The sequence below is a fragment of the Kitasatospora sp. NPDC093679 genome (genome assembly GCF_040683455.1).
GTDB lineage: Bacteria > Actinomycetota > Actinomycetes > Streptomycetales > Streptomycetaceae > Kitasatospora > Kitasatospora arboriphila.
Map to the genome: position 1 here is coordinate 13,162 of NZ_JBFBDW010000015.1, position 11,666 is coordinate 24,827.

Below are 11,666 nucleotides of genomic sequence, written 5' to 3' on the forward strand. Positions count from 1 at the left end.
CGGAGAAGTCCTCCTCTTCGCCACGTCCGGCCGCCTGTCGTGGCTGGAGGTCTGCTCCTGGGACAACGAGATCGACGTCACGCCGGACCTGGCCCGCCGGTCGCTCCGTCGCCGACGTTCCCGACCCGGACCCGAGCGGACCGACTTCCCTCGGGTTCTGAATCGGGAAACACCGCCCCGGCCGGCATGTCCGAGCGAGCGGCGGAGCGGGTCGGTCAGCGGTCAGCGGTCAGCGGTCAGCAGCAGTGGACGCCCCCGACGCTGCCGTAGGCGCCCGCGGAGGCGCCCGGCGCGCTCAGGACGAGGCCTGCGGCGGCCAGGCCGAGGGCGGTTGCACCCGAGGCGATCTTTCGAAGGATCACGGCTGTTTCCGCCATGGTTGACGCTTCGTCGGATCGGTTCCGCCGACGGCCCGGGCATCCTGCAAACCGTCGATCCCGTGATCCGATCGCGCGGAGGTCCCGGCCGCGGCCGGCGAACGCCGGTCCCCGTCAGCCCGGTTCACCCCCGCCGCCCTCGACCGCGAACCGCAGGGTGACCAACTCGAAGGGCCGGAGCCGTAGTTCTGTCGCGCCCTCGCCCGTCGGGCGCTCCAGGAGGTCGCAGCGGTCCACCCGGGCGTACTCGAAGCCCGGCGCGACGCGGACGCGGGCCCGGCCGCCGCAGGACTCGTACAGCCGGACGACGACGTCGCCGCTGCGGTCGTCGGCGAGCTTCACCGCACTGACGACCACGGCGTCGTCGTCGAGAGTGATCAGCGGAGCGACCTCCGCGGCCCCGGGAACCCGCCGTTCGGGCAGGCCGATCCGGTAACCCTCGCGGACCGCCGCGCCGACGTCCGCACCGGGGACGAGCGCGTGCCGGAAGCGGTGCAGCCCCTGGTCGGTGTGCGGGTCGGGGAAGCGCGGGGCGCGCAGCAGGGAGACCCGGGCGGTGGTCGTGGTGCCGCCGTCCTCCGGGCGTACCGTGCGGGTCACGTCGTGGCCGTAGGTGGAGGCGGTGACCAGGGCGACGCCCCAGCCGGGCTCCTCCAGGTGGACGAAACGGTGGTTGCAGGCCTCGAACTTGGCCGCCTCCCAGCTGGTGTTGGTGTGGGTCGGCCGGTACAGGTGGCCGAACTGGGTCTCGGCGGCGTACCGGTCGGTGCGCACGTCGAGCGGGAAGGCGGCCTTGAGGAACTTCTCGGTCTCGTGCCAGTCGACCTCGGTGTCGAGGTCGAGCCGCCCGGACCCGGCGGTGAGGGTGACGGTCTGGACGGCCCGGGAGGACCCGAAGGTACGGGTCGCCCGGACGGCGACGGCCTCGGGCCCGGAGGCGGCGACCTCCAGCGAGTCCAGGGCGGTCAGGTCGGTGACGGTGTTGCGGTAGAAGGAGTCGACGTCCCAGGCGTCCCACATGGTGGGGAAGTCCGGGTGGATCTGCAGCATGTTGGCGGCCGCACCGGGGGCGAGGGCCTCCCGGCCGGAGGCGCGGTCCAGCACCGACACCACCAGCCCGCGCGCGTCGACGGCGACCTGCAGCAGACCGTTGTCCAGCAGGTGGCCGCCGTCCGGCCGGGCTTCGACCGTACAGCCGCCGGCGGCGGGGGCCGCGGGCCGGGCGCCACCGGCCGGCACTCCCCCGCGTTCGTGCGGGGCGGCGTTGAAGACGACGGTGCCGTCCCCCTCGCCGGCCAGCGCCCGCTGCGCCCGGGCGGTGATCGCGGCCAGTTCCTCCGTCACTGCGGCGTACGTCCGTTCGGCCTCCCGGTGCACCCAGGCGATCGAGGAGCCGGGCAGGATGTCGTGGAACTGGTGCAGCAGCACGGTCTTCCAGATCCGGTCCAGTTCCTCGTACGGGTACGGGAGCCGGGCCCGTACCGCCGCGGTGGCGCACCACAGTTCGGCCTCGCGCAGCAGGTTCTCGCTCGCCCGGTTGCCCTGCTTGGTCCTGGCCTGGCTGGTGAGCGTGGCGCGGTGCAGTTCGAGGTAGAGCTCGCCCGTCCAGACGGGCGGGTCGGGGTATTCGCGCTCCGCCTTCGCGAAGAACTCGGCGGGCCGCTCCCACCGCACCCGGGCCGATCCCTCCAGGTTCCGCAGGCGTGCCGCCTTGGCGACCATCTCGCGGGTGGTTCCGCCGCCGCCGTCGCCCCAGCCGGTCGGGGCGAGGGAGCGCCGGGCCCGGCCCTTCTCCTTGAAGTTGCGGGCGGCGTGGGCGATCTCCTCGCCCTGCATGGAGCAGTTGTAGGTGTCGACGGGCGGGAAGTGGGTGAAGATCCGGGTGCCGTCGATGCCCTCCCAGAGGAAGGTGTGGTGCGGGAAGGTGTTGACCCGGCTCCACGAGATCTTCTGGGTCAGCAGCCGTGTGGACCCGGCCGCCTTGATGATCTGCGGCAGCCCGCCGGCGAAGCCGAAGGTGTCGGGCAGCCAGGCCTCCTCGTTCTCGATGCCGAACTCCTCCAGGAAGAAGCGCTTGCCGTGGACGAACTGACGGGCCATCGCCTCGGATCCGGGCATGTTGGTGTCGGACTCCACCCACATGCCGCCGGCCGGGACGAACCGCCCCTGTGCGACCGCCTTCTTGACCCGGGCGTAGACCTCGGGCCGGTGCTCCTTGATCCAGGCGTACTGCTGGGCCTGGGACATGGTGAAGACGAAGTCGGGCTCGTCCTCCAGCAGCGCGGTCATGTTGGCGGTGGTCCGGGCGACCTTGCGGACGGTCTCGCGCAGCGGCCACAGCCAGGCGGAGTCGATGTGGGCGTGGCCGACGGCGCTGATCAGGTGCGCGGACGGCTCGGCGGGCGAGGCGAGCACCGCCTCCAGCTCGCGCCGGGCGACGGCCGCGGTGCCGTTGACGTCCTGCAGGTCGACCGCGTCGAGCGCCCGTTCGACCGCGCGGAGGATCTCCCAGCGGCGGGCGCCCTCGACCGGGAGTTCCGCCATCAGTTCGCCGAGCACCTCCAGGTCGACGACCAGCTGCCACACCGCCTCGTCGAAGACCGCGAGGTCGATCCGCTCCAGCCGGTACTGCGGCCGCTCCCCGGCGGTCTCCTTGTCGCCGAGCCCGGTGGGCAGGAAGGGGTGGTAGTCCAGGATCACGGGGTTGGAGGCGGCCTCGACGTGCAGCAGCACCTCCTCCCCGCCCACCGCGGGCGCGGCGATCCGCACCCACTGGTTGCGCGGGTTGAGGCCCTTCACCGGGGTGCCGTCGGGCCGGTAGACCAGGCCCTCGCACTGGAAGCCCGGCATGTTGGCGTCGAACCCGAGGTCGATCAGCGCCTCGACCGTCCGGCCCGCCCAGGCGTCGGGGACGGTGCCGGAGACGGTCAGCCAGCTCGTTCCCCAGGGCGCGCCCCACCGCGCACCGGTCGCGATCGGGGTGCGCGGCGCGGCCAGGCCCTCCGCCACGGGCACCGGCTCGTCGGGAGCCGTCCAGATCGACACCTCCAGCGGGACCGACTCGGGGTACACGGCCGGCCGGATGCGCTCCTCCAGGACGCGCTTGAGCCGGGACTCGACGAGGTTGCGGTCATCGTGCATGCGGGCTGCTCCCAGAGGTGACGGACGGTCGGCGGAAGGTCAGCGGACCTGGTCGACGGTGACGAGTTCGGTGACACCCCGGGCGGACAGGTGGGCCGCGTCCGTGGCGCGTCCGGCGAGGACGGCGGCCGGCCGGGCGCCGGTGGCCGCCATCCGCATGAACGCCTCGAAGTAGGGCCCGCCGGGCGCGCAGACCGAGCGGTCCGGGGCGTCGTCCGGCAGGTCGAGGACGAGTCCGGTGGTCCGCACCGGCGGCGGGTCCCACTCGACGCGGACCTCCGCCGCCAGGGCGGCGACCGCCGCGCCCGCCGGCTTGGTCTCCCGCGCGTTGGTCAGCAGGCCGAGGCCGTACTCGAGTTCGGGGAAGTCGGCGAGGGCGCGGTCGACGTCGTGCGAGCACCACCAGGTGATGCCCCACAGGTCCGGGCAGTCCAGGGCGTTGGCGACGGTCGTCCGGGCGAACGCCGCGGCCCGCCCGGCCGGGATGTGCGGGGCGGGCGCGCCGACCTCCTGGAGCCAGACCGGGCGGTGCGGGTCGTCCGCCCAGGCCTTGGACAGTTCGACCAGGTAGGCGGCGTGCTGCCCGGTGGCGGCGGCCTCGGGGCCGTGCCGCTGTGCGGTGCCGTTGAACACCCAGGAGTGGACGGCGGTGGCCGTGCCGATCCGGGCGGCGTGCGAGGGGGTGAACGGGTGGCCGTCCCGGTACCAGGCGGCGTCGTACGCGGCGTGCAGGTGGAGGCGGCCGGGTGCGCCCTCCTCGCAGGCGGTGAGCATCCGGTGCAGCCAGGCCTCGGCCTGGGCCGGGGTGATCCGGTCCGGGTCGGGGTGCGGGTGGCCGGAGAACTGGTCGATCTCGTTGCCGACGGTCATGCCGATGAAGTTGGGCCGGTCGGCGAGGGCGGCGGCGAGCGTGCGCAGGTAGGCGCGCTGGCCGTCGATCACCTCGGGGTCGGTGAAGAGGTTCCGGCGGTGCCAGGTGGTCGTCCAGGCGGGCAGGAAGTCGAAGCTGGACAGGTGTCCCTGGAGGCCGTCGACGGCCACGTCCAGGCCGCGTTCGGCTGCGGCGTCGGCGAGGGCGACCAGCTGCTCGACGGCCCGGGGGCGGATCAGCGTGCGGTTGGGCTGGAAGAGCGGCCACAGCGGGAAGACCCGCAGGTGGTCCAGGCCGAGTGCGGCGATCGAGTCCAGGTCGGCGCGCACCTCGTCCGGCTCGAAGTCCAGCCAGTGGTGGAACCAGCCCCGGCTGGGCGTGTAGTTGACGCCGAAGCGCGGGGGCCGGACGGTCTCGGTCATGCGGCGGCGGGTTCCTTCGTGAGTCGCGGTCATCCCTTGACGGCCCCTTCCTCGACGCCCCGGAAGAAGAACCGCTGCAACGAGGCGAAGACGACGACGATCGGCAGGAAGGCGATCATCGTGCCGGCGGCGATCAGCCGGGGGTTGGCACTGAAGGTGCCGTTCAGGTACTGCAGGCCGACGGTGAGCGTGTACTTGCCCGGGTCGTTGAGGACGATCAGCGGCCACAGGAAGTCGTCCCAGGCGCCGATGAAGGTGAAGACGACGACCACGCTGAGCATGCCGCGCACGTTCGGCAGGCCGACGTGGACCAGCCGCTGCCACACGTCGGCGCCGTCGACCAGGGCGGCGGCGTCCAGGTCGGGCGGGACGGCCCGGAAGGCGGTGCGCATCAGCAGCACGTTCAGCATCGCGATCGCGCCGGGCAGGGCCACCCCGGCCAGGGTGTCGGTCAGGCCGAGGCTGCGCACCGTGACGTACTGGGAGACGACGGTGACCTCGCCCGGCAGGACGAGGGTGGCCAGGAACAGGCCGAGGACGAGGCGCGCGCCGCGGAAGCGCAGCCGGGCCAGCGCGAAGCCCGCCAGGGTCGCGCCGGCCGCGTTGCCGATCACCGCGATCGCCGCCACCACCAGGGAGTTGGCGGCGTACGTCCAGACCGGGACGGTGTCCGCGACCTCGGCGTAGTTGGCGAGGGTCGGCTCCTGCGGCAGGAAGCCGGGGGTGCGGGACCAGACGTCCTCGCCGGGCCCCTTGAGCGAGGTGGACAGCTGCCACAGGAACGGGCCGACGGTGAGCAGCAGGACGAGCGCCAGCAGCAGGTAGCGGGCGGCCTTCTCGGCCGGAGACGGGGTGCTGAATCCTCGGGCCACCGGTCAGGCCGCCTTCCTGCCGAGCCGGGCGAGCAGCAGCATCGGTCCGACGGTGATCGCGAACAGCAGCAGGCTGAGCGCCGAGGCGTAGCCGATGTGCCCGGTGAAGCCGCGGCTGTACAACTGGATGAGCATCACCACCGACATGTCGCGGCCGCCCGGGCCGCCGGTGCCGTGGGAGAGCACGTACAACTCGGAGAAGACCCGCAGGGCGGAGACCGAGATGAGCACCGAGACCAGCAGCATGGTGGGGCGCACCCCGGGGAGGGTGACGTGCCACAAGCGCCGGGCGGCCGACGCTCCGTCGACTGCGGCGGCCTCGTGGAGTTCGCGGCCGACGTTGCCGAGCGCCGACAGGTAGATCACCATGTAGTAGCCGAGCCCCTTCCACACCGTCAGGCCGATCGCGCTGAGGAGCAGCAACCAGCGGTCGGTGAGGAAGGAGACCGGCCGCGCGGCCAGGCCGAGTTGGCCGAGCAGGCCGTTGAGCAGGCCACGGTCGTCCAGCACCCATCCCCAGATCAGCGCGACCACCACGGCGGAGGCGATGACCGGGGTGTAGAAGGCGGTGCGGAAGAAGGTGATGCCGGGGAGCCTCCGCTCCACCAGCAGGGCGAGCAGCAGCGGCAGCAGGGTGAGCAGCGGGAGGCAGATCAGCAGGTAGACGATGCTGTTGATCAGCGCGTCCACCAACTGGTCGTCCTCCAGGGCGCGCCGGTAGTTGGCGAGGCCGGTGAAGCGGCCGCCGCCGAGCGGGCGGGCGTTGGTGAACGAGAGGATCACCGTGTTGACGGCCGGCCACAGGTTGAAGACGGCGAGCCAGAGCACGGCCGGGCCGGTCAGCAGCCAGGGGGTGAACCAGCGCCGGTGGGTCATCGGGGTGCCTTCCTGGAGAGGGGCGGGCGGACCCTGACAGTCCCTGCGGTCAGGACCGGGCGGCTCCCTGCGGGCGGCGGCCGGGTGGGGGGCGGTCGCCGCCCGTGGGGCGCTGTTCAGCCGCCGAGCAGCTTGTTGCAGCGGCTGACGGCGGTGTCCAGCGCCTGCCTGGAGCCGATCTCGCCGCTGATCGCCAGCGCGATCTGCTGGTTGACGACCGTGCTCATCGCGTCGTTGACCTGGACGGGCTGGAGCATCCGGGCCTTCCCCAGCGAGGTGAAGGCGATCACCTTGGCGTCGGAGGCGTTGCTGCCGTCGCTCCTGCTGAAGAACGGGTCGTCGGCGGAGGCCTTGGTGGAGGGGAAGATGCTGGTGAGGTGGGCGAAGGCGGCCTGGTTCTGCGCGTTGGTCACCCAGCGGGCGAGTGCCAGGGCGGCGGCCCGGTTCTTGCTGCTGCGTGCGACGGACAGGCCCTGCACGTACAGCGGCGGGGTGCCGATCGCCGGGGACGGGACGACCTTGGGCGCGAGGGTGGGGTTGTCGGTGGCGAGGCCGGTGATGTAGTTGCCGCCGCCGGTCGTCCAGGCGACGGTGCCGGCGTTGAAGAGCTTGGCGTTGCCGGCGTACGTCTCGGTGAGCACGTCCTTCGGCAGCAGGCCGTCCTTGTAGGCGTCGCGGTACTTGTCGAGCAGGGCGGCGGCCTCGGGGGTGTTGAAGGTGAAGCTCCTGCCGTCGTCGGCCATGAGCTTCACGCCGGCGTCGGCGAGGTCGCCGAGGCCCGGCTTGCGGCTCATCAGGTAGGTCGAGCCGCCGGACTTCTCCTTGACGGTCCTGGCCCGGGTCATCAGTTCGTCGAGGGTGGCCGGGGGCTTCTTCGCGTCCAGCCCGTACTTGGCGAGGAGTTCGGAGTTCCAGTAGTTGACGTCGGTGTTGAGGTACCAGGGATAGCCGTAGGCGCCGTCCCGGCCGGCGAAGCGGTAGGCGTCGATGCCGCCCTTGACGTAGTCGTCGGCCAGTTCCGGGTCGGCAGCGGCGACGTCGAGCAGCATGCCCCGTGCGGCGAGCGGCAGCGCGAAGTCGGGCGGGAGGTTGACCACGTCGGGCAGGGTGCCGCCGGAGGCCTGGCTGAGCACCTTGTCCGAGTAGCCGTCGCCGGGTTGGTCGAGCCACTCCACCCGGACGCCGGGGTGCTGCTGCTGGAAGGCGTCCAGGACGCCCTGCATGTAGTCGGTGAACTTCGGTTTGAGGGCCCAGGTCTGGATCGAGACCTTGCCCGTGACCTCGGCGCCCGCGGTCACCGCCGGGCCGTCCGGGCCGGTGTCCGGGTCGCTCAGGCCGCAGCCCGCGAGTGTCGCGGCCGCGACCGCGGCCAGTGCCAGCCGTGCCCAGTGGCTTCCTAACATGCGGCGTCTCCCGATCCCGTCGAGCAGGCATTCGTCGAGCAGGGCCCCTGAAGCTCCACTAAAGCCCTTTAGCGCTTCGGCAGCATCTCCCTGGCTACACTCGCCGTCAAGGGAGCGCGCACCAGAAATCTCCGAGGAGGGCCCGACCGATGCCCAGACCGACGATCGCCGACATCGCCCGCGAGGCCGGGGTCTCCAGCGGCGCGGTGTCGTTCGCGCTGAACGGCCGGCCGGGGGTCAGCGAGGCGACCAGGACCCGGATCCTGCAGGTCGCCGAGCGCATGAACTGGCGGCCGCACAGCGCGGCCCGCGCCCTGGGCGGGGCCCGGGCGCGGGCGGTCGGGCTGGTGCTGGCCCGCCCGGCGCGGACCATCGGACTGGAACCCTTCTTCGGGCAGTTGCTGTCCGGCTTGCAGGCCGGGTTGTCCGGCGACGGCACCGCCCTCCAGCTGTTGGTCGTCGAGGACACCGCGGCCGAGATCGAGGTGTACCGGCGCTGGGCGTCCGAGCACCGCGTGGACGGCTTCGTCGTGGTCGACCTGCAGGTCCACGACCCGCGCGTGCCGGTGCTGGAGGAGCTGGCGGTGCCCGCGCTGGTGATGGGCGGGCCGGGCCGGCACGGCTCGTTGCCCAGCGTCTGGGCCGACGACCGGGAGGCGATGGTGTCGATCGTCGACTACCTGGCGGCGCTCGGGCACCGCCGGATCGCCCATCTGGCCGGGCTGCCCGCCTTCCAGCACACCCGGCGCCGGATCCGGGCGGTGCGCGACTGCGCACGGCGGCTCGGGCTCGCCGAGGCGGTGTCGCTGCCGACCGATTTCTCCGACGCCGAGGGCGCCGCCGCCACCCGGGCGCTGCTGGCCCGCCGTCAGCGGCCGACCGCGATCATCTACGACAGCGACGTGATGGCCGTGGCCGGACTCCGCGTGGCTGCCGAGATGGGCGTCGCCGTCCCCGACGACCTGTCGGTCGTCTCCTTCGACGACTCGGCGCTGGCCCGGATCGTCCACCCGTCGCTGACGGCGCTCTCCCGCGACACCTTCGCGCTCGGCGAGCAGGTCGCCCGGGAACTGCTGGCCGTGATCGCCGATCCGTCCGCCGCCCGTGACGTGCAGAACCCGACGCCCCGGCTGACCGTCCGCGAGTCCACCGCCCGCGCGGCCTCTTGACACCGCGAACTAAAGCTCTTTAGCCTGCGGGACGCTCGCCGCTCCACGTCATCCGCACCACCACTGCACCAGCAACCGCCCCCGCTGGACCGGAGTCCCGGATGAAACGACGTCTCGCCGTGCTGCTGAGCACCACCCTCGTCGCGTTATCGGCCGTCCTCCTCGCCCCCGCCCCGCAGGCCACCGCCGGCGCCACCGCCAGCACCGGCGGAAGCCAGCCGTACGCCTCCTACTGGTACCCGAACACGATCCTCGACTGGGATCCCGCCACGGACCCCGACGCCCGGTTCAACCGGGCCACCGTCCCGCTCCGCCCCCGCACGTCGGACCCGGCGCTCAAGGCCAACGCCGACGCCCGCCCCGGCGAGGGCAAGGTGGTCTCGCTGGTGTCCTTCGGGCCGACGTCGAACAACCCCTCGCAGGGCTCCACCGACCCGGACTACTACGCCTTCGGCCACTGGCAGTACGTCGACACGCTGGTGTTCTGGGGCGGCTCGGCGGGCGAGGGCCTGATCCTCGCCCCGAACCCGACCGTGATCGACGCCGCCCACCGCAACGGCGTGAAGGTGTACGGCACGGTCTTCTTCCCGCCCACCGCGTACGGCGGCCGGCTCCAGTGGGTGCGCGACTTCGCCCGGAAGTCCGGCAGCCGCTACCCGGTCGCCGACAAACTGGTGCAGGCCGCGCAGTACTACGGCTTCGACGGCTGGTTCGTCAACCAGGAGACGGACGGCGGCGATCCGGCGCTCGCCACCGCGCTGCGCGACGAGATGCGCTACGCCCGCTCGCTCGGGCCGGTCGGGTTCATGTGGTACGACGCGATGACCGAGTCCGGCTCGGTGAGCTGGCAGAACGCCCTCACCTCCGCCGACGACGCGTTCCTCCAGGAGTCCGGGCAGCGGACCTCGGACTCGATGTTCCTCAACTTCGGCTGGTCCGCCGCCGGCCTCGACTCCTCCCGGACACTGGCCCGCTCGCTCGGCCGCAGCGAGTACGAGCTGTACTCCGGCGTCGACACCGAGGCCGACGGCTACAACACCTCGGTGAACTGGAACGCGCTCTTCCCCGCGAACAAGCCGCACACCACCTCGCTGGGCCTCTACCGCCCGGAGTGGACGCACACCTCGGCCACCGGCCGCGCCGACTCCTACGCCCGCGAGGCACGTTACTGGGACGGCGCCAACGGCGACCCGTCGAACACCGCGACCTCCTCGTCCTGGAAGGGCATCGCCGGCTACGTCCCCGAGTCCTCGCCGATCACCGCCAAACCGTTCGTCACCTCCTTCGACGCCGGTCAGGGCGACTTCTGGAACTCCGGCGGCGTACGGGTCTCCTCCACCGGCTGGAACAACCTCTCCGTCCAGGACGTCCCGCCGACCTACCGCTGGCTGGTCTCCTCCGCCGGCACCAGGATCACCCCGTCGATCGACTTCACCGACGCCTACGAGGGCGGCTCCGCGCTTCGTCTCACCGGCGTCCTCGACTCCGACAACACGGTGCGGCTGTACCAGACCCGGCTGCCGGTGGCCGCGGACACCCGCCTCGACGTCGTCCTGAAGACCCCGGCCGCCGGGGCCACCCACCTCCGGGCGGCGGTCGCCTTCACGGACTCGCCGACCGTCTTCACCACCCTCGACCTCGGCTCCACCACCACGGCGGACTGGGAACGCCGGACGCTCGACCTGTCGCCGTACGCCGGACGCACCATCGCCCAGCTGGGGTTGCGGACCACCGGCACCACGCCCTCCCTCGACATCAAGGTCGGCCAACTCGCCGTCCGTGACGGCACGGTGGACACGGCCGCCGCCCCGAGCGGGCTCACCGTCCTCGGCTCCACCGACGTCGGCCCGACCCGCAAGTCCGTGCGGCTCGCCTGGACGCCCTCCGCCACCGGCGCGGTCCACCACTACGAGGTGTACCGGCGCAACCCGGACGGCAGCCGCACCTTCCTCGGCGCGACGCCGAACACCGCCTGGTTCGTCCCGCAGCTCGACCGGGCCGGCACCGAGACGTCGACCGTGCTGGACGTCGAGGCGGTCTCCACCGAGTACGGCCGCTCGGCCGTCGCGAGCACCACCGTCACCTGGTCCGCGGCGGCGAGCAGCAACCTGGCGCTGAACCGCCCGGCCACCGCGTCCGGCCGGTGCAACGGCGACGAGACCGCGGCGAAGGCCGTCAACGGCTCGGTGTCCGGCGGCAACGGCGACAAGTGGTGCACGCTGACCGGCAGCAAGTGGCTGGAGGTGGACCTCGGATCGGCCCGCAGCCTGACCTCCTTCGTGGTCGAGCACGCCCAGGCGGGCGGTGAGAGCCCGTCGTGGAACACCCGCGACTTCACCGTCCAGGTCCGTAACACCACCACCGACCCGTGGACCACCGCCGTCACCGTCACCGGCAACACCGCCGCGACCACCACCCACCCGGTCTCCCTCACCGCCCGCTACGTCCGGCTGGTGATCACCACCCCGACCCGGACCACCGATCCGGCCGCCCGCATCTACGAGTTCGAGGCCTGGGGCACGTAGCAGCGCCCCC

General features: G+C 72.5%; 8 protein-coding genes. 2 read left to right on the forward strand and 6 right to left on the reverse strand.

Annotation, left to right across the window (positions count from 1 at the left end; genetic code table 11):
- Positions 1 to 236 precede the first annotated feature (236 nt).
- The 6 genes from AB0O09_RS15280 to AB0O09_RS15305 all read right to left on the reverse strand — a co-directional run bounded on the left by AB0O09_RS15280 (position 237) and on the right by AB0O09_RS15305 (position 7,962).
- The gene (locus tag AB0O09_RS15280; protein ID WP_363542133.1) at positions 237 to 362 is read right to left on the reverse strand and encodes a hypothetical protein; all 126 of its coding nucleotides are present in this window, start codon (positions 360 to 362) and stop codon (positions 237 to 239) included.
- 129 nt (positions 363 to 491) lie between these two features.
- Positions 492 to 3,518: a glycoside hydrolase family 38 C-terminal domain-containing protein gene (locus AB0O09_RS15285; protein WP_363542134.1), complete on the reverse strand. Its 3,027-nt coding sequence runs from the start codon at positions 3,516 to 3,518 to the stop codon at positions 492 to 494.
- A 39-nt stretch (positions 3,519 to 3,557) separates the two neighbouring features.
- The gene (locus AB0O09_RS15290; RefSeq protein ID WP_363542136.1) at positions 3,558 to 4,811 is read right to left on the reverse strand and encodes a glycosyl hydrolase; all 1,254 of its coding nucleotides are present in this window, start codon (positions 4,809 to 4,811) and stop codon (positions 3,558 to 3,560) included.
- A gap of 29 nt (positions 4,812 to 4,840) precedes the next feature.
- Complete coding sequence (locus tag AB0O09_RS15295) at positions 4,841 to 5,683, reverse strand: carbohydrate ABC transporter permease (protein ID WP_363542137.1); 843 nt, start codon at positions 5,681 to 5,683, stop codon at positions 4,841 to 4,843.
- A 3-nt stretch (positions 5,684 to 5,686) separates the two neighbouring features.
- Positions 5,687 to 6,559 carry a sugar ABC transporter permease gene (locus tag AB0O09_RS15300; RefSeq protein ID WP_363542139.1) on the reverse strand — a complete coding sequence of 291 codons (873 nt, stop codon included), beginning with the start codon at positions 6,557 to 6,559 and terminating at the stop codon, positions 5,687 to 5,689.
- A gap of 116 nt (positions 6,560 to 6,675) precedes the next feature.
- Complete coding sequence (locus AB0O09_RS15305) at positions 6,676 to 7,962, reverse strand: extracellular solute-binding protein (protein ID WP_363542140.1); 1,287 nt, start codon at positions 7,960 to 7,962, stop codon at positions 6,676 to 6,678.
- Positions 7,963 to 8,111: 149 nt separating this feature from the next.
- On the opposite strand from AB0O09_RS15305, the gene AB0O09_RS15310 reads away from it, so the two are divergent.
- Both AB0O09_RS15310 and AB0O09_RS15315 read left to right on the forward strand, forming a co-directional pair.
- On the forward strand, positions 8,112 to 9,131 hold the full coding sequence (locus AB0O09_RS15310; protein ID WP_363542141.1) for a LacI family DNA-binding transcriptional regulator: 1,020 nt from the start codon (positions 8,112 to 8,114) through the stop codon (positions 9,129 to 9,131).
- A 101-nt stretch (positions 9,132 to 9,232) separates the two neighbouring features.
- The gene (locus AB0O09_RS15315; protein WP_363542142.1) at positions 9,233 to 11,656 is read left to right on the forward strand and encodes a discoidin domain-containing protein; all 2,424 of its coding nucleotides are present in this window, start codon (positions 9,233 to 9,235) and stop codon (positions 11,654 to 11,656) included.
- The last annotated feature ends 10 nt before the right edge of the window (positions 11,657 to 11,666 follow it).